Here is a 19,834-nt window from a genome sequence, read left to right on the forward strand (position 1 = left end):
GGCGCGCGGGTCCGGCGTGCACGATCGCATCCCCGACCGCGGACGCCCCCGCCACGAACGACTTCCCGACGCGCTCCTCGCGCCGCTCCGGCTCATCCGCGCCGGTGAACCGCACGGATGCCTCAGGGCCGGGCTCGTCCTCAGCGCGCAACCTCGAACCCCTCTCCGGTGAGGGCCACGAACCGCTCCTCGAGGCTCGCGTGCCGCACGTCGAACCCGCGCACGCGCACGCCGTCCGCGACGAGTGCGGCGACGACCTCCTCCGCACGCACGTCGTCGGGCAGCGTCGCCACGAGCTCGGCGCCGTCCGCATGCACGGCCGGCTCAGGGGCATCCGCCGCCGTCAGCCCGAGCCGGTCGAGCACGCGCTGCGCCGGGCCGGCGTCGGGCGTGCGCAGGTGCACGCGCGCCGCACCGCCGTCGCGGAACGCGTCGAGCGGACCCTGCGCGACCAGCCGCCCGGCGCTCATCACGCCGACGTGCGTGCAGAGCTGCTCGACCTCGGCGAGCAGGTGGCTCGACACGAACACGGTCGTGCCGTCCTCGGCGAACGAGCGGATCAGCGCGCGCACCTCGCGCGTGCCCTGCGGGTCGAGTCCGTTGGTCGGCTCGTCGAGCACGAGCAGTTCGCGGGGCATGAGCAGGGCGCCGGCGAGGCCGAGGCGCTGCTTCATGCCGAGCGAGTAGGCGTGCGCCTTCTTGCGGGCGGCGTGCGCGAGTCCGACGCGTTCGAGGGCGGATGCCACGCGGGCGCGCCGCGTCGCACCCGGCGCCGAGCGGTCGGCCGTGTCGAGGCGCTCGAGGTTCGCGGCGCCCGAGAGGAACGGTGCGAACGCCGGCCCCTCGACGAGGGCACCGACGCGGGGCAGCACGGTCGAGGTCGACGACGGCATGTCCTCGCCGAGCACCCGCATGCCGCCGGCAGTCGCGCCGACGAGGCCCAGCAGCATCCGGATCGTCGTGGTCTTGCCCGACCCGTTCGGCCCGAGGAACCCGTACACGGCGCCGCGCGGCACGGCCAGGTCGATGCCATCGACGGCGACCTGGCGGCGGAAGCGCTTCGTGAGACCGCCGGTGTCGATCGCGAGGTCGGCCACGCGTCAGCGGGTTCCGGCGGCGACGTCGAGCAGCACCTGCGGGGTGACCGCGCCCGCGTAGACGAGGCCGTCGTCGGCGAACAGCACGTTCACGAGCGTGGTCTGGAACAGCAGTCCGCCGTCGACCGGGGTCGCGAGCTGCTCGAGCTGCGACGGGTCGAAGCCTGCGTCGGGCGCCGCGCCGTCGGTCGCCTCGCCCTCGGGAGCGTCGCCCTCGGGGGTATCCGCCGCCATCTCCGCCGGGTCGAACACGACCACCGTCGACCAGCCGTCGCCCACCACGGTCGGCGCGTCGCCGGGCTCGCCCGCATGCGCCTCGCCGTCGCCCTCGGCCATCGCCGCGAGCTCCTCGTCGCTCGGCACCTCGATCGGCTGCTCGGTGACGGTCCAGCCCTCGGGCGGCGTGAAGTCGAAAAGCGCCGGGTCGGGCGCGTCGAGCGACACCGACGTGAACCCGACGGTGAAGGCCGGGTCGGATGCCCCTCGGGCGACCACCTCCACCGCGAGCGGCACGCCGGTCTCGGCGTCGACCGCGATCGCGATGCGCCCGATCGTCGTGTCGGGGTCGGCGGGCGTCACCACGAGCTCGTACGCATCGCGTCCGGCCACGCGGCCGTCGTCGCCGACGGCGACCTCGTCGGACGCGTCGAGCGAAGCGAGCACCTCGTCGGCGACCTCCTCGGGCGTGGGCATGTCGGCGGATGCCTCGAGCTCGTCGCCGTGCTCGGCCGTCCACGCCTCGGACTGCGCGTCCTTCCACGCCTCGAGGCGAGCGAGCTCGGCCTCGGACGGCGGTGTCACGTGGGTCGCGGTCTCCTCGCGCGAGTCGGTGAACCAGACCTCGTCCGGGCCCGCGATGACGTCGCGCTGGCCGAACCCGTCGAGCACCTGCAGGCGCGCGAGGTCGCCGTCGAGGTAGACGCGCATGGTGTGCGAGCCGGTCGCGAACTCGAGCAGGTCGTCGATGCTCGGGCCGGCGTCGCCCGCCCCGTCGCCCCCGCCCGACGGCCCCATGCCACCGGTGAGGCCCGAGAGGTCGGGCAGCCCGAGGTCGGACGTCTGCTCGATCGTTCCCGAGAGCTCGCGCACCTCGCTCGACTCCACGAGCTCGAGCAGCTCAGAGGGCTCGAGGTCGGGCAGGTCGATCGCCGCGTTCGCCGAGACGGGCGCGAGCAGCACGCCAGCGGCGATCACCGCGGGCACCGCGACCGCGGGCGTCCAGGCGATCAGTCGCTGCTTCCGGCGCGAACCGGCATCGTTCGAGCGCATGCCCCAAGGCTACGCCCGCTTCCTGTGAGCGCGGCCGCCTTCAGGGGCATCCGCTCCCCGGGTCAGGCGGCGCGGGCGCGCAGGCGAGGGGCGAGGTCGCGCTCGAAGAGCTGCATGAAGCGGGCCTGGTCGTGGCCGGGGGCGTGGAACACGAGGTGGTTCATGCCCCAGTCGACGTACTGCCAGATCTGGTCGACGACCGCGTCGGGGTCGGTGCCGACGATCCAGCGCTTCGCGATCTGCTCGATCGGCAGCGCGTCGGCGGCCCGCTCCATCTCGACCGGGTCGGTGATGTCGTGCTTCTGCTCCGCCGACAGCGACAGCGGCGACCAGAAGCGCGTGTTGTCGAGCGCGGCCTCCTCGGTCTCCTCGTACGAGAGCTTGATCTCGATCATTCGGTCGACGTCGTCGAACGAGCGCCCACCGGCATCCGCCCCCTCCTTCACGGCGGGGATGAGCTTGTCGACGTAGAGCTCCTGTCCCTTGCCCGAGGTGCAGATGAAGCCGTCGCCCGCGCGCCCCGCGTACTTCGCGACGGTCGGGCCGCCGGCGGCGATGTAGACGGGGATGCCGCCCTCGGGCACGTCGTAGATCGACGCGTCGTGGGTCGAGTAGTACTCGCCCTCGAACGAGACCCGGTCGCCCTTCCAGAGCGCGCGCATGAGGCGGACCGACTCGCGCAGGCGCGCGAACCGCTCGCGGAACTCGGGCCACTCCTGCTCGCCCGCGCCGCGGAAGCCGGTCGCGACCTCGTTCAGCGCCTCGCCGGTGCCGACGCCGAGGAAGATGCGGTCGGGCGCGAGGCAGCCCATGGTCGCGAACGCCTGCGCGATCACCGCCGGGTTGTAGCGGAACGTCGGCGTCATCACGCTCGTGCCGATGCGGATCGTCGACGTGCGCTCGGCGACGGCGGCCATCCACGCGAGGGAGAACGGCGCGTGCCCGCCCGTGTGGCGCCACGGCTGGAAGTGGTCGCTCACGGCGACCGACTCGAAGCCGTGGCCCTCAGCGGCGACGGCGATCTCGACGAGCTCGCGCGGGCCGAACTGCTCTGCGGAGGCCTTGTATCCGAGGGTGAGTGTCACGATCTGGTTCCCTTTCCGATGGTGGTCCTGCGGTGCGGCAGCGCGCCGTCGGCGAATGCCGCGACCGCCTCCGCGGTGTTGGGGCCGACGCCGAGCTGCAGCGCGACCTCGAGCGATTCGGCGGTGTCGACGTCGCGTCGGAGGCCGACGACCCCGTCGACGTCGAGCGGCACGAAGCCCTGCTCCGCGTGGGCGGCGGCGGATGCCCCGCCGAACGCGGGTGCGAACGGCACGTCGATGCCCGCGGTCGCGAGCACGGTGCCGTGCTCGTCGGCGTCGGGCAGGAACCCGAGCGGATGCATCGCCGCGGCGTTCAGCGCACCGTCGAGCTCGTCCGGGCGCATCGCGGGCAGGTCGCCCAGCAGCACGGCCGTCCAGCCGGCCCCGGTCGCGCGGGCGTGCGCGATGCCGAGCTCGATGGCGGCGGGCAGCCCGTGCGCGCGCCCGTCGTCGATGAGCTGGATGCGCGCCGGCCCCGGCTCGATCGCCAGCTCGGCGTGCGTGACGACCACGACCCGGTCGACCGCGGGCGTCGCCGCGGTCGCCGCGATCGTGTCGAGTGCGAACGCGCGGGCGAGCGCGGCACGCGCCTCGGGCGGCACGTCGGCCCCTAGGCGCGACTTCGCCTTGCTCGGCTCCTTCACCGGGATCACGACGGTCCAGTGCGTCATGCCTCGGCCCTCCCCTCGTCGAAGCCGGCGGCGTACCCCTCGTCGAAGGTCCCCCCGCCACCGGCACCGGCCGCGGCGACCCCCGCCGCGTACCCCTCGCGCCTGCCCTGTTCGAGCGCCTCCTCGGTGCCCAGGCGGAACATGTCGCGTTCGCTCGGGCGCACGATCGAGCGCGCACCCGGAAGATCGAGCGGGCCGACGAGGCGGCCCATGCCGCGGACGACCGCCACGGGGCATCCGCTCGCCTTGCCCTTCACGAGGTCGCCGGCGGCGGCGAGCTCGTCGGCCACGCACGGCAGCGTGACCATGAGCGGCTTGCCCGCCGCATCGGTCTGCCCGCGCAGGTCGTCGACGACGTGCACCCCGGCGGCGCCGATGGCCACGTCGGTCTGCCCCTCGCGCCACGGCCGGCCGAGCGTGTCGCTCACGATCACGCCGACCTCGGCGCCGAGCCGCTCGCGCAGGCCCGCGGCGAGCGCGCGCGCCGACGCGTCGGGGTCGACGGGCAGCAGCAGCACGGTGCCGTCGTCGGTGTTGCTCGCGTCGACGCCCGCGGCCGCGGCGACCATCCCGAGGCGGTTCTCGACGATGCGCGTGACGCCGCCCGGGTACCCGCGCGTCGCCACGACGCGCACGGTCTCGGCGGTGATCGCGTCCTCGCGGTCGACGGCCGCGACGATGCGACCCTCGGCCTTGGACACGATCTTGGAGGTCACCACGAGGATGTCGCCGGCGGCCAGCGTGTCGCCCGCGGCATCCGCCACCAGCTCGACGAGGTCGGCACCGGGCCGCACCTCGGGCAGGCCGCCCAGCGCCCAGACCTGCATCGCCGCGCTCATCGGGTCACCTTCGGCAGCACCTCGCGCCCGAACACCTCGAGCCACTCGGCCTGGTTTCGGCCGACGTTGTGCAGGTAGACGCGGTCGAACCCGAGGTCGAACGCGCGCTGGATCGCGGCGCGGTGCACGTCGGGGTCGGAGCTGATGGTGAGCCGGTCGGCCAGGTCCTCGGGGCGCACGCCGCGCGCGAGCTGCTCGAACTCGAACGGCGAGCGGATGTCGCCCTTGCCGATGCGCATGCCCGCGATGGGCCACTCGCGCATCGCGTTCGCCATGGCCTCCTCGTCGGTCGGCGCCCACGAGAGGTGGAACTGCAGCACCTTCGGCATGCGCCGCGCGTCGCGGCCCACCTCGCGGGCGCCCTCGGCGAAGCGCGCGAGCAGCAGCTCGAGGCGCTCGGGCGGGGCGTCCATGGTGATGAGGCCGTCGACGGTGCGACCGGCGCGCTTGGCCGTCACCGGGCCGCCCGCGGCGACGAGGATCTCGGGCGGGGTCTCGGGCATCGTCCAGAGCCGGGTCGACTCGAGCTTGAAGTTCGGGCCGGAGTGGCGCACGTCGCGGCCGGCCGCCGAGGCCGCGAACAGCTTCCTGATCACGTCGACGGCCTCGAACATGCGGTTGATGCGCTCGGGCGCCTCGGGCCAGTAGCGGCCGACGATGTGCTCGTTGAGCGCCTCGCCCGAGCCGATGCCGAGCCAATGCCGGCCGGGGTACATCGCGGCCATGGTGGCGCTCGCCTGGGCGACCATCGCGGGGTGCCAGCGGTAGGTGGGCGTGGTCACGCCCGGGCCCACGTCGCCCGTGGTGCGCTCGGCGATCGCGGGCAGCACGCTCCAGACGAACGCCGACTGCCCGTGGCGCGGCAGCCAGGGCTGGAAGTGGTCGGCGGCCATCACCCCGCGGAAGCCGTGCGACTCGGCGAGGGCGGCGAGCTCGACCGCCTCGGATGGGGCGAAGCGCTCGAGCATCGCGGCGTAGCCGATGTGCACTGACACTCCTCCATCCTTTCACCGGTCGTCTGCGGTGCGACCGTGGCCGCCGCAGCCAGTCTGTCGGATACTGGATCCAAAAAGCAAGAAGGGCGAGCGGATGCCTCGCGCGAGGCGCCCGCACACGGCCCGGACGGGCAGCGGCCACCCGCGCATCGCGCGTCGCGCCGACTACGCCCCGACGCGCTCCTGCGCCTCGGTCTCGAGCAGCGCGAGCACGGCGTCGCGCACCGACTCGAGGTGCTCGCGCAGCACGGCGAGCGCGTGGTCGACGTCACCCGCCTCGACGGCGTCGATGAGGTGCTCGTGCGAGTGCGAGTGCTCGGCACCCTCGTCGCCGACCAGCCGCCAGCCCAGCACGTACCGGCCGACCTTGAGCTTCAGCTGCTCGATGGTCTCCCACAGCACCGGATGCCGCTCGGCGTCGTAGAGCACCGCGTAGAACTCCGTGCGGGCGTCGATGAACCCGCCGCCCTCCTGCTCGGCGTCGACGGCTCGGCTGAGCTCGCGCATGCGCGCGAGCCGCTCGGGCGTCATGTGCGCCATCGAGCGCCGCAGCGCCTCGAGCTCGAGCAGGGTGCGGATGTCGTACACCTCGCGCGCCTGCTCGACCGACACCGACTTCACGACCGCGCCACGGCGGTCCTGCAGCTCGACCAGGCCATCGGCCTCGAGCTGGATGAGCGCCGAGCGCACGGGCACGCGCGAGACGCCGATGAGCTCGGCAAGCGTCTCCTGCCGCAGCTTCTGCCCCGGCAGCAACGCACCGCTCAGGATCGCGTCGCGGATGATGTCGTAGGCCATGACCCCGACCGACCGGTAGCCGGACGAGTGCTGTCCGGCGAGGCGCCGCAGCGCCTCCGCGCCGCCATCGGAGCTCGTCGCCCCCGCGGCATCCGTCGCCTGATCGCCCGCCTTCGCCTGCCCTGCGCGTGCATTCATGCTGCGACCGTACCGGACTCGAGGCGATTCTGTATCCAATATTCATCGATTCGACGGATCGGTCGCGTCAACCCCTTGAGCCCGCACCCGGTCGCGGAGCACGATTCGACCATGACGGCGGCAGACCACGCACGCGACGGGGAGCACGACGAGCGCGGCCCGAGGGCATCCGATGCCGACTCCCGTGACGCGGAGCGCGACGAGACGCGCACCGAGCGGCTCGACCGCAACTGGGGCGACATCCTCCAGGAGGTGCGCGTCTCGCTCACGGGCACGCAGCTGATCGGCGGGTTCCTGCTCGCGGTCGCGTTCCAGCAGCGGTTCACCGAGATGGATGCCGCGCAGCTGGCGCTCTACCTCGTGCTCGTCGCGCTCTCCGGGCTCGCGACCGTGCTCGGGCTCGGCGTGGTCGCGGTGCACCGCGCGTACTTCGGCAAGCGGGTCAAGGACCACGTCGTGCGCATCGGCAACCGCTACCTCGTGGCGCACCTGGTGGTCGTCGCGCTGCTCGTGCTGGGGGTGACGACGCTGCTGTTCGACTGGACGCTCGGGCGGGTCGCCGGCGCCGTTGCGCTCGTCGCGGGCGCGATCGGCCTGGCCCTGTTCTGGCTCGTGCTGCCGCGGCTCGGCATGCGGCGCGGGGAGGCTGGGGGACGGCACGGCGAGGTGCTCGCGCAGGCCGACGAGGTCGGTCGGCGCGCCTAGGCTGGAGCCCATGCGCATCGCCACCTGGAACGTCAACTCGATCCGCGCCCGATCGGGTCGCGTCGTCGACTGGCTGGTCCGGGAGGACGTGGACGTGCTCGCCATGCAGGAGATCAAGTGCAAGCCCGAGCAGTTCCCGATCGAGGCGTTCGAGGCCGCGGGGTACGAGCTCGCGATCCACGGGCTGAACCAGTGGAACGGGGTGGCCATCGCCAGCCGCGTCGGGCTCGACGACATCGAGACCGAGTTCCCCGGCATGCCCGGCTTCCAGAAGGGGCACGAGGGGCCGGACCTGCCGCGCGAGGCGCGTGCCATCGCGGCGACGGTCGACGGCGTGCGCGCCTGGAGCCTGTACGTGCCGAACGGCCGCAGCCTCGCCGACCCGCACTACGTCTACAAGCTCGACTGGCTGGCCGCGCTCACCGAGCACACGCGCGCCGAGACCGCCGCGCACCCGGAGCGGCCGTTCACCCTCATGGGCGACTTCAACATCGCCCCGTTCGACGAGGACAACGGCGACCCCGCGGTCGTCGAAGGCGCGACCACGCACGTCTCGCCCGCCGAGCGCACGGCCTTCGCCGAACTCACCGGCGCCGGCGTCACCGACGTCGTGCGCCCGCTCGTGCCCGAGGGCTACACCTACTGGGACTACAAGCAGCTGAAGTTCCCGCGCAACGAGGGCCTGCGCATCGACTTCGTGCTGGGCTCCGAGGCGTTCGCCGACGTCGTCACGAGCGCCTCGATCCACCGCAACGAGCGCAAGGGCGACGCGCCGAGCGACCACGTGCCGGTGCTCGTCGAGCTCGACCTCGACTCCGGGGGCGACGACGACGTCCCCATGATCTTCGGATAGGACCAGCGCATGTCGGGGGGCAGGGCGGTTCGGGTCGCGGGGGCGGCGGCTGTGCTCGCGGTGGCGCTCGTCGGGTGCACCTGGCCGGGCGACGAGCAGGTTCCGGATGCCACGCAGGAGCCGCTCCCGGCGGTGCAGACCGCGTCCGCGGCCGACGTCGCGGTCGTCGATCAGGCGGACCCGGCCGAGGCGGCCGCCGCCGCGAGCGCGGCGTTCTTCGCCTCGTCGCCCGTCGCGGTGCTCGCCGGGCCGGACCTCGACGACCAGGTCGCGGCCGCGTCGATCGCGGTGGCGCTCGGCGTGCCGATGCTGCTCGGCGACGCGGCGACGGATGCCGCTGGGTCGACGGATGATGCCGGATCGACGGATGCCCCTGAGGCCGAGCCCTCCGCTTCGCCCGACGCGACCGCCGACGCCGGCGCTCCCGCCGCCCCGGCAGGCGCGGAGCTCGACCGCCTCGGCGCCACCTGGGCCGTGACCGTGGGCGCCGCCGCGCCCGGGGGCGACATCACCACCGTCGACGTGGACCCGGCGGACCCCGACGCGGCCGCGGCGGCGCTCGGCATCGTCCTGGAAGCCGCACCGGTCGACGGCGACCCGCTCGATGCGGTCGCCGCACTCGACCCGGGCGGCTCCGCGCTCCTCGCCGAACCGGGCACGCCCGCGTCACCGGCGCCCACGGCCACCGACGACGCTGGGGCGCCGCCCACCCTCCCCGACGTCACGCGCGCCGCGCCGCTCGACACCACGACGCTCGTCGCGATCGACGACGACGCGCAGCTGCCCGCGGTGGCGAACGCGCGCGCCTCCGGGGCATCCGTCGCCCTGCTCCCCCGGACGACCCGCGACTGCTCGCGTCAGGTGCGGTGATCGAGCAGCTCGCTGCGACGGGCGGTCCGGTCGTGCTGGCCAGTGCGGCGTTCGCCGCGCAGGAGTCGCTCGAGTGGCAGGTGCGCTCCGCGCGCACCGGGGAGCAGTTGCCGGGCGGAGGCCAGCTGCTGTTCCCCGAGCACATGCTCGTGCTGGAATACGGGCTGCCCGGCGAGCCCGTGCTCGGCATCCTCGGCGAGCAGGGCCTCGAGGAGTCGATCGCCCGCGCCGAGGGACTCGCGGCGGCGTACGAGCCGCTCACCGACCGCACGGTCATGCCCGGGTTCGAGATCATCACCACCGTGGCATCCGGCTCGCCCACCGACGACGGCGACTTCTCGAGCGAGCCCGACGCCGAGGGCCTGCGCCCGTGGGTGGAGGCGGCCGGCGAGGCCGGACTCTACGTCGTGCTCGACCTGCAGCCCGGGCGCGACACGTTCCCCGCGCAGCTCGCGCAGTACGAGTCGCTGCTCGAGTACCCATGGGTCGGCCTCGCGCTCGACCCCGAGTGGCGGCTCGAGCCCGACCAGCGGCACCTCGTGAACATCGGCCAGGTCGAGGCCGCCGAGGTCAACGACGTCATCGACGAACTCGCCCGCATCTGCGACGAGCACGACCTGCCGCCGAAACTGCTCATCCTGCACCAGTTCCGGCTCGACATGATCCTGAACCGCGACGACGTCGACACGACCCGGCCCGAGGTCACCGTGCTGATCCACGCCGACGGCCAGGGCTCGCAGCCGGCGAAGCAGGCGACCTGGCGTGCGCTCCACCAGAACGCGCCCGAGGGCGTCTTCTGGGGCTGGAAGAACTTCATCGACGAGGATGCCCCGATGCTCACGCCCGAGCAGACGATGCAGCAGGTCGACCCGGTGCCCGACCTCGTCTCGTACCAGTAGGCCGCCTCGATCGACGCGGGCCGGCCGCACCCGGCCGCTCTCGGGGTCCGACCTGCTGCTTCACCAGGCCAGCTCGTACCGTGGCGCGTCCTCACCCGGCGGTCCCAGGCGGGGCTGCGCACGCAGGATGTCCACCCCTCCACCGCCCATCGGGCGCGAGAGGACGTCCGGGCCGAGGTATCTCACCTTGCGACCGTCTTCCAGGAGCGTCTCGCTCGGCGTGCGGTCCGTGACGATCTCGCAGGTCGGGGACGTGGGACGAAGCTCCAGGCGACGGCCACCGAAGCGACCTGCGTGGAGGGTGACGGTACAGGCTCTGCCCTCCGGCCCGCCGAGGAGGCGCAGTACCCAGCGGTCTTCGGAACGCTCGAGGCGAACGCGCCAGGCACCCCCGGACGTCTCGACGTCGATGTCGCCGGCATGCAGCAGGTCGATCGAGACCCCGCCGTCCTCGGCCCGGGCGGTCGACTCCCGCGCCTCGGACAGGCCGACCGCGCCGCGCATGGTGCAGCACCAGCGGGCGTCGGGGTGGATCACGGCGATGACCGGGTCTTCGGGCGTGGCGATGCGGTCGAGGCCGAAGCTGCCGTCGTCCCGCTGGGCGAAGCCGAGTGCGCTGTGCTCGATGCGCTCCGCGTCGCGGAGGTAGTCGTCGTCTCCCGTGATGCGCCAGAGCGCGAGTGCGAGGCCGAGGGCGTCGACCATCGCACACGGTTCGGTCCAGGAGTCGGGGCGCCCGAACCAGTTGAACGTCGCGGCATTGAGCGTCCTGGCCGAGCCCGCGTATGCGGCGTACACCTGTCGGGCAACGTGCAGCGCACTGGCGTCCCCGCGATGCTCCGCCAACTGGGCGAGTGCCCTCGCAGCGGAGAGCGTCGCATGCAACTGGGCGCCCTCCGCCACGACGTCGAGTCCGTCCACCAGGAGCTCGAGTCCGGTGATCGCGCCCCGGATGTCCGCTCGCTCGGTCGCCAGATAGGCCGGCACCAACGCGTTCAGGGCCAGCAGCACGCACCAGGTGTCGGTGGAGACGCGCCAGCCGTCGCGCCCGTCGATCAGGTGGCCGGATGCCGCCCCGTCGGTCGTCGAGCGCCGCCCGCGCGGGTACGTGTCGAGTCGAGCGAGCGCGGGAAGCAGCAACGTGTCCACGATGCGAAGCGCTGCCGCCGTTGCTCGCGGCTCGGAGCGCTGAAGCAATCCGGACACGACCCACCCGTGGCAGGCGACCTGCTGCTCGTCGATCGTGTCGCCCAGCGGAGCGCCGAAGCAGCCGTACGGGTCGAGCGCCTCCAGAATCGCCTCGCAGAGTTCCGCAGCCCGCTCGGCGGTGGGGGCGCCGAGCCGCTCGAGGCGGCTGAGCGCGAGCAGCAATCGGCCGGCCACGTCTCCCGGCCAGTCGCTGGCCAGCGACTCGCGGATGACCGCGTCGACCGCATAGTCGTCCGCGAGGAGGCGCGATACCGATGCCGCCAGCGCACGGTCGTCGGAGGGGTTGGGAGCGAACGTTGGCGGGGCGAAGCGCACGTCTGTCATGGGAGCCAGTCCCCTGGCACGGCCTCGGCGTCGAGCACCGCCGCCTCGGCATCAGACAGTTCGATGCCGATCGCATCGGCGATACCGGCGCCGTACCTCGGCCGGCCGGCACCGGGGATCGGGATGATCGCGTCGTTCCGGTGCAGGAGCCAGGCGAGCACGAAGACGTGCAGCGGAATCCCGAGTTCGGTGGCCAGTGCCCGGGTGTTCGGCAGGGAGTCGAGGAAACGGCCGGAGCGGCCGCGTCCTCCGAAGGGCGAGTGCGCGAGATACGAGAGACCATGCTTGGCCGCATACTCGACCACCGGCTGATCAGCCAGCCGCAGCGGCGAGTATGCGTTCTGCACGGACGCGATCGCGGCGACCGAGCGCGCTCGCTCGAGTTGCTCGAGATCGAAGTTGGAGACTCCGATGTGCTCGACCAGCCCGTCGCGCTGGAAGTCGGCCAGCGTGCCGACGGCCTCTTCCACGGGGACCTGCGGATCGGGGTGATGGAGCTGGTAGAGCCCGATGCGCTCGACCCCGAGCGTCCGCAGGCTGGTCTCCAGGTGTCGCCGCAGGGTGCTCCGGTCGTTGGAGATGCGCATGCCGTCCGGTGTGCGCCAGTGCCCGCCCTTCGTGGCGACGAGAACCCGTTCGCGGTCGGGATGCGCGGCGAGCGCGGTCGCCACCATGCGCTCGTTGTGCGACTCCTCGTCGAGGGTCGTGTACGCGTGAGCGGTGTCGATCAACGTGATGCCCGCGTCGATTGCAGCGTGGATCGTCGCGATCGACCGCGCCTCGTCCGGTTCATCCACCAGTGACCACTGCACGCCGCCGAGGCCGACGGCGCTCACCTCGCTCTCGCCGATCCGGCGGGTCTTCACGCTCGTGCCGTTCATCTTTCTCCTTCGATGGTGCATGCGATTCAGGTCGGGTCGCGACACGCGCCGGGCATCCGTCACTCGACCCGGACTCCTCGGCGGTCGTGCAGCTGCATCCAGATCACGAGGTGCCAGTCCTGATCGTTCGCGAGCGGATCAGGACTGTGGGCGGCCACGCCGTCGACCGCGGTCGGGAGGACGAATGCGCAGGTGGCGCTGCCGTCCGGGAAGAAGCTGCTCATCCCGCCGTGCAGGATGGAGCGCATCGTGTCGTCGAGCTCGGGCGTGCGCAGCTCGACCGGGAGTTCGGCGATCGCCGCCGCCGTGAGTGCGCTCCAGTGATGCGGGAAGACATCGCCCCAGAGCCGGCGCGTTCCGAACCAGAACCCGTCCCAGTGGCGGATCGCGACCCGGAAGAGCCTGGCATACGGCTGGGGCCCGCTGAAGGCGAGCAGCTTCGGCAGGTCCGTACGGAGGGCGGCGACGACGTCCTCATCGCCTGTGATCCGGTGCGCCTCCGCCAAGAGCGCCACCAGGGGCGCCGCCATCGACTGCTCGTAGCTCACCTCGTGGGCCGGGATGTCGGCGCCCCGCGCGAGGAAGTGTCCGGCGCTGGCCACAACCTCGGTCCGCAGGCGCGCGGCGTCCCCGCTCCTCCCGACGCGATCGAGCTCCGCAGCCAGGTCCGCGCAGACCTCGGGCAGGCCGATGGCGAGATAGGTGCCAACGCCCAGTTCGAAGGCGCGCTCCATGATGGCGAGCGCGTCCGCCAGGTCGCCGGGCTCACCGGTCCACCGGTACCGCTCCAGGAAGAACCTGGCCAACCACGGGGTGTCGTAGAGTCGGGGACCGGTGTGGTCGTTGGATCCTCGGCGAGGCGTGTGCCGTTCGTCGAGCAGGTGCGACCGGGCGAACGCGGCCCAGCGCGCCAGGACGTCGTCGACGTCTGCGTCGAGCCATCCCAGCCGGCGCCCCAGTTGGAGCATGATCGCCATCCCGATGCGCTCGGACCCGTCCGACCAGTCCGACCAGCCGTTCCCGGTCTGCGTGAGCCGCGTCGTCGTGTCGACGGGCACGAGCGCATCGCCGAGGAGTCCGGGGCGTTCCACGCTGCGCTGATGACGGAGGATGTAGGCGGCCCGCTTGCGCACGACCTCGGCCAACGGCTCATGGAAGCCCACCTCGGTGTGGGCCGCCTCCCCGATCCGCAGCGGGAAGACCCCCGCGCACCGGCTGGAGACCGCATAGCCACCGTCGACGGGCCGCACCTGCACGGTCGACGCGGTCGACCGCACCGCCTCGCTCGAGCGCACGACGATCTCCGACGTGGTGCTCGACATCGGGTTCGGAATCTCCGCCGGCCCCCGCACGGCGGAGAGGAACGCCGCCTCGTCCGGGTACCAGTCGAGTTCCCACTCCAGCTCGTACCGTTCGCCCGGTGCGATGGCGATGACGGGCTGCCCACCGAAGGCGGAGGGGTTGCGGGCCGCGTCGGTCACGTGCAGGAGGATGTGTCCACGCGCATTCGAGGAGGTGTTCTGGTTCCTCGACTCGATCGAGTACCCGTTGAGTTCCCCACGCCGCACGATCAGGCCGAGCCGCATGCCGACACCCGACATCGGCTCGGCGAGCACCCATGCCCAACTGCCGCCAGTGAACACGTGCGCGTGCACGGCCCGGGCGACCGCGTTCGCGGCATCCTCGTATATGTCTGCGAACGGCGTCTGGATACCGAGGCTCGTGATCCGGATCTCCTGGGCCGAGGTGTTCTGCCACGTGTAGCGCTCACGGAACCCGTCGTCGAAGTCGCGTGCGACTGTGAGGCGGAGGCCGGGCAGCGGACGGAACGACGACTCGACCCGGTCCTCGGTGATGTGGAGGGTCTCGGGCGCGTTCCACCGGCCGGATCCGGATTCCGCGACCACGAAGCCGCTGCCCCACTGGTGTTCGACCGAGTGCCAGAGCACGTCGTGGTCGAGCAGGTACCGACGGTCGGGATCGGCCGGCGTGGAGAACTGCACCGGCGCACCGCTGACGGGGTCGAGCTGCACCACCCCGCGCCCGAACCGGTGGTGAAGACGGTCGGCGACCGCTGATGGCGAGGTCATGTGATGTGTCAACCCTTCAGCGAACCGGAGACGCCGCCGATGATGTGGCGCTGCATGACGAGGTAGAAGATGAGCAGCGGCAGTACGCCGAGAACGAGCATCGGGAACAGTGAGGTCCAGTCGGTCGTGAACTGGCCCACGTTCCGGCTGATCTGCTGGGTGATGACGGCGTTGTCGGACCCGCGGAGGAAGTACAGCGGTCCCATGAAGTCGTTCCAGACGTTGAGGGTCGTGAGGATGGCCACGGTTGCGACGATCGGCCGCAGCAGCGGGAACACGATCGTGAAGAAGGTGCGGAGAATCCCCGCGCCGTCGATGTGGGCCGCTTCCTCCAGTTCGATGGGGATCGTTCGCGTGAACGCGTAGAAGAGGAAGATCGCGAACGGGAGGCCGGTCGAGGCGTTGATGAGGATGACCGCCAAGTGGGTGTTCATGATCCCGAGGCGGAGCACGACGTCGTAGAGTCCGAGAATCGCCATCTGGTACGGGAACATGAGTCCGGCGAGGAACACGAGGAAGACGAAGCCCGCGAACCTGCTCCGAGCCTTCCGGCTGAGCGCGTACCCCGCCATCGATGCGACCAGGATCGTGCCGGCCACGGATCCGACCGTGATGACGGCCGTATTCAGGAACGCACGCGGGTAGTCCATCTCGACGAAGGCGTTGACGTAGCGGCTGAAGTCGATGGTCGTCGGCAGGCCCAACGGCGACTCGGCAGCCTGCTGCGTCGTCTTGAACGTGTTCACGAGCAGGTAGTACATGGGCAGCAGCACCAGAACCGCGAGGATCGAGAGCGCCGTGAATGTCAGGGCCACACGGCGCCGCGTGCCTCGGATGCGCGACCGTCGGCGCGCCGGCCGGGCCGACGTGGTGGTGGAGGACGTGTCGGTGTCGGGTTCGAGCGCCGCTGTGATCGCGGGCGGGGAGGCGTGGACGGTCATGAGAGGCGAGCCTCGATTCGGCGGGAGAGTGCGAGCAGTGTCATGGTGACGAAGAGCGTGACGAGCAGGAAGAGCACGCCGTAGGCGGCGGCGTAGCCGTAGGTGCCCGCACCGAATGCGCGGTAGAGGAGGGTGAGCACGGTCTCGGTTGCGTCGCCTGGACCGCCACCCGTCAGTGCGTAGACGATGTCGAACACCTTGAACCCGGAGATGAGCCCGGTGACGACGCTGAACTGGATGGCAGGGAAGAGGCCGGGGAGCGTGATGCTCCAGAACTGCTGCCAGCCGCTCGCCCCGTCGATCGACGCGGCCTCGTACAGGTCTGGATTGATCGCCTGGAGGTTGGCGAGGTAGATGACCATCGAATAGCCGAACCATTGCCAGACCTGAGTGAGGATGATCGACCACATCGCGATGTCCGGGTCACCGAGCCAGTTGACCGGCGGGATGCCGACGAGCGCCAGGCCGGAGTTGATGAGTCCGTACTCGTTCGAGGAGAGCAGGAAGCCCCACAGGTAGCCGACGACCAGCACGCTCAGGACCGCTGGGCTGAAGAAGATCGCCCGGAAGCCGTTGCGGAACGGGATCCTGGCATTCAGGGCGACCGCGACGGGGATGGCGAGCATGTTCACCAGCACCAATGACGCGAGCGCGTACCAGAGCGAGTGCCCGATCGCGCCGAGTACCGAATCGTCGCTGAGTGCCCTGGCGTAGTTCTCGAGTCCCACGGTGGTCGTCTCGGGCCGGAAACTGCTGTCGTCGGTGAAGCTCATCGCCACGGTGCGCGCGACCGGGAAGATGAAGAAGACCGAGAACAGCAGGGCGGCCGGGACCACCATCAGGATGTAGGCGCCGTTCCGGCGGAGTGTGGTGCGCATGTGTTCCTCGTGCTCGGAGGGAGGAGAGCGCCCGAAGGCCGCGGACGCTCGCCTCCACGGGTCAGAACCGGGCGGTGTCGGCGACCTTGTCGACGTTGTCCGTGAACTGCTCCGGTGTGATCTCGCCGAGGATGAGCTTCTGCAGCTGCGAGATCACCTCGGTCCCGACGGTGCCCGAGTTGAGGCCGGCGTCCCATCGCGCGAGCGGGAATGCGACGTTTCCCTGCTCGAGCATCGGCAGGATGAGCTCGTACTCCGCCGGCAGGTCGGGGGTGACGCCCTGGAACGAGGAGAATGAACCGGGGTTCGCATCGACGAGCGCCTTCTGCACGTCGACCTGTGCGAGGGCGGCGAGCGCCGCGAAGGCGGCATCCGGATGCTCCGTGTTGGCGTTCACGCCGATCGGCTCGCCGGGGCCACCCACGAGCCAGCGGTTGTCGGCATCGGCTCCCACGTGCGAGAACACGCCGAAGGGCACGCCGGATTCCTTGAACTGCTCGTAGTGCCACGGACCGGTGATGATCATCGCGGCGCGTCCGGTCTGGAAGGCCTCGAGCGCCTGCTGCTCGGGGATGCCGAGCATCTCGGGCGTGAGGACTCCCTGGTCGATGGTCGCGGACCATTCCTCGACGGACGGCCCCCAGATCTCCCCGAGGCTCTTCTCACCGAGCGCGAAGGCGACATCGTCCTCCGCGCTCCCGGCCCCGTTCTCGTAGTACGAGTTGTTGAGGTAGCCCTCGAGCGAGTGCATCGCGCGGTCGTTGCCCTGCGCGAGGCCGAATGCGATCGGGGTGATGTCGTTGTCGAGGAAGACCTGGTTCACGTCCGTGAGCTCTTCCCATGTGGTGGGCGGCTCGACGCGGTTCTGCTGGAACAGCTCCGTGTTGTAGAAGTAGGCCGAGAACCAGCCCCAGGTCGGGATGCCGTATACCTGGCCGTCGTCATCGGTCGCCTTGAAGAGGCCTGCCTCATTGAAGCCCTCGTAGATGGAGGCGTCCTCGATGGGGAGCAGGGCCCCGGTGGTGATGAGGCTCGGGAAGTTGCCGGACGGCGTGAGGTCCGGGCCCCCACCGGACTCAATCTGCGTGTTGAGGAACGTGTTGTACTGCTCGAACTCGACGTACTCGTACTCGATCTGGACGCCCTCGGACGCCAGGTCCTCATTGGCCAGTTCGAGGCCGGCCGCGACCGTCTCCTCGGGCCACCACGCGGCGAACGTGACGGTGACCGGACCGTCCGCGGACGATTCGGAGGCGCCGCATCCGGTCAGGCTCGCGACCGCGAGTCCCAGGACCGTGACGGCGCCGAGCGTGTTGGCGAGTACTCGTCTGTGAGTCAATGTTCTTCCATTCGTCGGCGTTGACGGGATGCCGGCCGACCGCGCTGCGGGTGCCGGGAAGCGAATCGGGCTCGCGTCCCGATGACGGTAGCATACGTATCGGTTCAACTACCGATACGTATCGATAACATTCCGGCAACGCCGAGGACCAGGTCCTCAGGAGATGCGAGCGGTCGTCTCCCGCCGCGTGATCCGACGGAGCTCGACGAGCTCGCGGCGCCCGGGGTGGGCGTCGCCTCCGATCCGGTCGAAGAGGATCCGCATGCCTCGCTCGATGAGCTCGGCGGGTTCAGCGGACACGTTGGTCACGTGCGTCTCCCAGCCCGTCGCTCGGGCGTCGGTGCACATGCTCACCAGTGAGACGTCGCGGCCGACTCGCAGCCCCTCGACATCCAGCAGCTGCAGCATCCATTCGGTCACCTGTGCGGTGCGCGCGATCACGCCGAGTCCCTCGGAGCGCTCGGCGAGTATGCGCGGTCCTGCTTCGCGGATGCCCGCCCAACCCTCCTTCGCACGATCGACGACCGTGAAGCCGATCCCCCGATCGACGGCTCGCCGACGTGCCGCCTCCTGGAACTTCGCGATGAACGGAAGTTCGGCGATCTCCTCGGCAGTCTCCCCGACGACCACGACGTGGCGGTGCCCCGTGTCGGCGAGCTCGTCCACGAGCAACTCGGAGGCGTGCGCCGTGTCGAAGTCGACCGCGTCCAACCCGTACGCCTCGGCGGGGAAGCCGACCAGCACCACAGGGAGCCCCAGCGCCGCAGCGACGGGAACACGTTCGTCGTCGCGCCGGATATCCATGAGCACGAACGCGTCGCAGACCCGGCGCCCCGCTAGGCGGCGGATCCCTTCCGGCCCTTCGTCCGCCGTGCTCAGCACCACCTCGTAGTCGCGCCGACGCGCCTGCTCGACGACCGCCTCGATGTAGGGCAACGTCTCCGACAGGTCGGCGTCCGCGCCGAGGTGGACGACGAGGGCGATGACGTTGGTCTTGGACCCACGGAGTGCACGCGCACCGGCATTCGGCTGGTAGCCGAGTTCGTGCATCGCCTGCTCGACTCGCCGGCGCGTGTCCGCGGCGATGGCCCGCTTGCCCGACATGACGTACGAGACCGTGCTCTGCGACACGCCGGCGAGCTTCGCGACATCCTTGCTCGTCGGCAGCCCGCGCGGCTCTCCGTGGTTCTTGTTCATGGCGCGCCCAGCCTAGTCAGCCACGCCACGCTTCCGTCCCGCATGATGCAGCCACCCGTCGGCCAGTGCTCCCGTGCTGACCCGTCGACGATCACGGCCACATCCCGATGCGTGCGGCCTGCGAGACTTGCTGACATGCACGACTACTTCGCCGGCGACCCTCGTACCAATCGCGAGCGCATGCTGGCGGGCGATCTCTACATCGCCGATGATCCCGAGAGCTTGCGCATCATGCACCGGGCGATGACACTCACTCGCGACTACGCAGCCGCGCTCGTCGACGACATCGACTCCGCACGCAGCATCCTCTCCGATCTGCTCGGAAGCGTCGGCGACGACGTGTTCGTGCGACCGCCCCTGCACGTGGACTTCGGCGAGAACATCCACCTCGGCGACCGCGTCTCGATCAACTTCAACCTCACGGCGCTCGACGTCGCCGACATCCGTATCGGGGACGACGTGCTGATCGGCCCGAACGTCCAACTGCTCACCGCAACCCATCCGGTCGATCCGCGACCGCGGCGCGACAAGCTCGAGTCGGCGAAGCCCATCACCATCCATGAGAACGTCTGGATCGGCGGTGGCGCCATCATCGGCCCGGGCGTCACGATCGGCGAGAACTCCGTCATCGGCGCCGGCGCCGTCGTCCTCAAGGACGTGCCCGCGAACGTCATCGCGGCGGGCAACCCGGCGCGCATCCTCCGCGAGATCCCCGATTGAGCGAGGCCGGCATCGCAGTCGGACACTCGAGGCACC

At 71.0% G+C, this 19,834-nt stretch carries 19 protein-coding genes; 5 read left to right on the plus strand and 14 right to left on the minus strand.

The window, feature by feature from the left end:
* Nucleotides 1-140 precede the first annotated feature (140 nt).
* From QUE38_RS06725 to QUE38_RS06755, 7 genes are all read right to left on the minus strand, one after another.
* Nucleotides 141-1,097 (minus strand): ABC transporter ATP-binding protein, encoded by a 957-nt coding sequence (locus QUE38_RS06725; RefSeq protein ID WP_286310930.1) that lies wholly within the window; start codon nucleotides 1,095-1,097, stop codon nucleotides 141-143.
* 3 nt (nucleotides 1,098-1,100) lie between these two features.
* The gene (locus QUE38_RS06730) at nucleotides 1,101-2,366 is read right to left on the minus strand and encodes a LolA family protein (RefSeq protein ID WP_286310933.1); all 1,266 of its coding nucleotides are present in this window, start codon (nucleotides 2,364-2,366) and stop codon (nucleotides 1,101-1,103) included.
* 62 nt (nucleotides 2,367-2,428) lie between these two features.
* Complete coding sequence (fgd, locus tag QUE38_RS06735) at nucleotides 2,429-3,451, minus strand: glucose-6-phosphate dehydrogenase (coenzyme-F420) (RefSeq protein WP_286310936.1); 1,023 nt, start codon at nucleotides 3,449-3,451, stop codon at nucleotides 2,429-2,431.
* Nucleotides 3,448-4,122 carry a 2-phospho-L-lactate guanylyltransferase gene (gene cofC, locus QUE38_RS06740; RefSeq protein WP_286310937.1) on the minus strand — a complete coding sequence of 225 codons (675 nt, stop codon included), beginning with the start codon at nucleotides 4,120-4,122 and terminating at the stop codon, nucleotides 3,448-3,450. Before cofC ends, fgd begins: the two co-directional genes overlap by 4 nt.
* Entirely contained in the window at nucleotides 4,119-4,961 is an 843-nt protein-coding gene (locus tag QUE38_RS06745) for a coenzyme F420-0:L-glutamate ligase (protein WP_286310938.1), read from the minus strand. The genes cofC and QUE38_RS06745 overlap by 4 nt, the downstream gene beginning before the upstream one ends.
* Nucleotides 4,958-5,929, minus strand: coding sequence for a TIGR03557 family F420-dependent LLM class oxidoreductase (locus QUE38_RS06750; protein ID WP_286311692.1), 972 nt, complete (start codon nucleotides 5,927-5,929; stop codon nucleotides 4,958-4,960). Before QUE38_RS06750 ends, QUE38_RS06745 begins: the two co-directional genes overlap by 4 nt.
* 192 nt (nucleotides 5,930-6,121) lie before the next feature.
* The gene (locus tag QUE38_RS06755; RefSeq protein WP_286310940.1) at nucleotides 6,122-6,892 is read right to left on the minus strand and encodes a GntR family transcriptional regulator; all 771 of its coding nucleotides are present in this window, start codon (nucleotides 6,890-6,892) and stop codon (nucleotides 6,122-6,124) included.
* A 111-nt stretch (nucleotides 6,893-7,003) separates the two neighbouring features.
* On the opposite strand from QUE38_RS06755, the gene QUE38_RS06760 reads away from it, so the two are divergent.
* The 4 genes from QUE38_RS06760 to QUE38_RS06775 are packed head-to-tail and all read left to right on the plus strand — an operon-like array spanning nucleotide 7,004 to nucleotide 10,219.
* Nucleotides 7,004-7,597 (plus strand): DUF6328 family protein, encoded by a 594-nt coding sequence (locus tag QUE38_RS06760; protein WP_286310942.1) that lies wholly within the window; start codon nucleotides 7,004-7,006, stop codon nucleotides 7,595-7,597.
* A 10-nt stretch (nucleotides 7,598-7,607) separates the two neighbouring features.
* Entirely contained in the window at nucleotides 7,608-8,450 is an 843-nt protein-coding gene (locus tag QUE38_RS06765) for an exodeoxyribonuclease III (RefSeq protein ID WP_286310945.1), read from the plus strand.
* 9 nt (nucleotides 8,451-8,459) lie between these two features.
* On the plus strand, nucleotides 8,460-9,320 hold the full coding sequence (locus QUE38_RS06770; RefSeq protein WP_286310946.1) for a hypothetical protein: 861 nt from the start codon (nucleotides 8,460-8,462) through the stop codon (nucleotides 9,318-9,320).
* A complete protein-coding gene (locus QUE38_RS06775) occupies nucleotides 9,317-10,219 on the plus strand; it encodes a hypothetical protein (protein ID WP_286310948.1) in 903 nt (300 codons plus the stop codon). Before QUE38_RS06770 ends, QUE38_RS06775 begins: the two co-directional genes overlap by 4 nt.
* Nucleotides 10,220-10,279: 60 nt before the next feature.
* On the opposite strand, the gene QUE38_RS06780 is transcribed toward QUE38_RS06775, so the two are convergent.
* From QUE38_RS06780 to QUE38_RS06810, 7 genes are all read right to left on the minus strand, one after another.
* Entirely contained in the window at nucleotides 10,280-11,752 is a 1,473-nt protein-coding gene (locus QUE38_RS06780) for a hypothetical protein (protein WP_286310950.1), read from the minus strand.
* The gene (locus QUE38_RS06785; protein WP_286310951.1) at nucleotides 11,749-12,633 is read right to left on the minus strand and encodes an aldo/keto reductase; all 885 of its coding nucleotides are present in this window, start codon (nucleotides 12,631-12,633) and stop codon (nucleotides 11,749-11,751) included. Before QUE38_RS06785 ends, QUE38_RS06780 begins: the two co-directional genes overlap by 4 nt.
* Nucleotides 12,634-12,692: 59 nt before the next feature.
* Nucleotides 12,693-14,723 (minus strand): hypothetical protein, encoded by a 2,031-nt coding sequence (locus QUE38_RS06790; protein ID WP_286310954.1) that lies wholly within the window; start codon nucleotides 14,721-14,723, stop codon nucleotides 12,693-12,695.
* Between the two features lie 8 nt (nucleotides 14,724-14,731).
* Complete coding sequence (locus QUE38_RS06795; protein ID WP_286310956.1) at nucleotides 14,732-15,664, minus strand: carbohydrate ABC transporter permease; 933 nt, start codon at nucleotides 15,662-15,664, stop codon at nucleotides 14,732-14,734.
* Nucleotides 15,661-16,542: a carbohydrate ABC transporter permease gene (locus tag QUE38_RS06800; RefSeq protein ID WP_286310958.1), complete on the minus strand. Its 882-nt coding sequence runs from the start codon at nucleotides 16,540-16,542 to the stop codon at nucleotides 15,661-15,663. The genes QUE38_RS06795 and QUE38_RS06800 overlap by 4 nt, the downstream gene beginning before the upstream one ends.
* Nucleotides 16,543-16,603: 61 nt before the next feature.
* On the minus strand, nucleotides 16,604-17,881 hold the full coding sequence (locus QUE38_RS06805; RefSeq protein WP_286310959.1) for an ABC transporter substrate-binding protein: 1,278 nt from the start codon (nucleotides 17,879-17,881) through the stop codon (nucleotides 16,604-16,606).
* 156 nt (nucleotides 17,882-18,037) lie between these two features.
* Nucleotides 18,038-19,078, minus strand: a complete 1,041-nt coding sequence (locus QUE38_RS06810) for a LacI family DNA-binding transcriptional regulator (protein ID WP_286310961.1) — start codon at nucleotides 19,076-19,078, stop codon at nucleotides 18,038-18,040.
* Nucleotides 19,079-19,213: 135 nt separating this feature from the next.
* Here QUE38_RS06810 and QUE38_RS06815 point away from each other — a divergent pair, with 135 nt between their 5' ends.
* Complete coding sequence (locus tag QUE38_RS06815) at nucleotides 19,214-19,798, plus strand: sugar O-acetyltransferase (protein WP_286311694.1); 585 nt, start codon at nucleotides 19,214-19,216, stop codon at nucleotides 19,796-19,798.
* Nucleotides 19,799-19,834 lie beyond the last annotated feature (36 nt).

The organism is Agromyces mangrovi, assembly GCF_030296695.1.
Classification (GTDB): domain Bacteria; phylum Actinomycetota; class Actinomycetes; order Actinomycetales; family Microbacteriaceae; genus Agromyces; species Agromyces mangrovi.

Excerpts from the sequence above, each read along its gene's own strand:
- QUE38_RS06760 (WP_286310942.1), top strand. The coding sequence starts at position 7,004 with ATGACGGCGGCAGACCACGCACGCGACGGGGAGCACGACGAGCGCGGC.
- QUE38_RS06780 (WP_286310950.1), bottom strand. The coding sequence starts at position 11,752 with ATGACAGACGTGCGCTTCGCCCCGCCAACGTTCGCTCCCAACCCCTCC.
- QUE38_RS06745 (WP_286310938.1), bottom strand. The coding sequence starts at position 4,961 with ATGAGCGCGGCGATGCAGGTCTGGGCGCTGGGCGGCCTGCCCGAGGTG.
- QUE38_RS06770 (WP_286310946.1), top strand. The coding sequence starts at position 8,460 with ATGTCGGGGGGCAGGGCGGTTCGGGTCGCGGGGGCGGCGGCTGTGCTC.
- QUE38_RS06785 (WP_286310951.1), bottom strand. The coding sequence starts at position 12,633 with ATGAACGGCACGAGCGTGAAGACCCGCCGGATCGGCGAGAGCGAGGTG.
- QUE38_RS06810 (WP_286310961.1), bottom strand. The coding sequence starts at position 19,078 with ATGAACAAGAACCACGGAGAGCCGCGCGGGCTGCCGACGAGCAAGGAT.
- cofC (WP_286310937.1), bottom strand. The coding sequence starts at position 4,122 with ATGACGCACTGGACCGTCGTGATCCCGGTGAAGGAGCCGAGCAAGGCG.
- QUE38_RS06815 (WP_286311694.1), top strand. The coding sequence starts at position 19,214 with ATGCACGACTACTTCGCCGGCGACCCTCGTACCAATCGCGAGCGCATG.
- QUE38_RS06765 (WP_286310945.1), top strand. The coding sequence starts at position 7,608 with ATGCGCATCGCCACCTGGAACGTCAACTCGATCCGCGCCCGATCGGGT.
- QUE38_RS06790 (WP_286310954.1), bottom strand. The coding sequence starts at position 14,723 with ATGACCTCGCCATCAGCGGTCGCCGACCGTCTTCACCACCGGTTCGGG.
- QUE38_RS06800 (WP_286310958.1), bottom strand. The coding sequence starts at position 16,542 with ATGCGCACCACACTCCGCCGGAACGGCGCCTACATCCTGATGGTGGTC.
- QUE38_RS06795 (WP_286310956.1), bottom strand. The coding sequence starts at position 15,664 with ATGACCGTCCACGCCTCCCCGCCCGCGATCACAGCGGCGCTCGAACCC.
- QUE38_RS06755 (WP_286310940.1), bottom strand. The coding sequence starts at position 6,892 with ATGAATGCACGCGCAGGGCAGGCGAAGGCGGGCGATCAGGCGACGGAT.
- QUE38_RS06750 (WP_286311692.1), bottom strand. The coding sequence starts at position 5,929 with ATGCTCGAGCGCTTCGCCCCATCCGAGGCGGTCGAGCTCGCCGCCCTC.
- QUE38_RS06730 (WP_286310933.1), bottom strand. The coding sequence starts at position 2,366 with ATGCGCTCGAACGATGCCGGTTCGCGCCGGAAGCAGCGACTGATCGCC.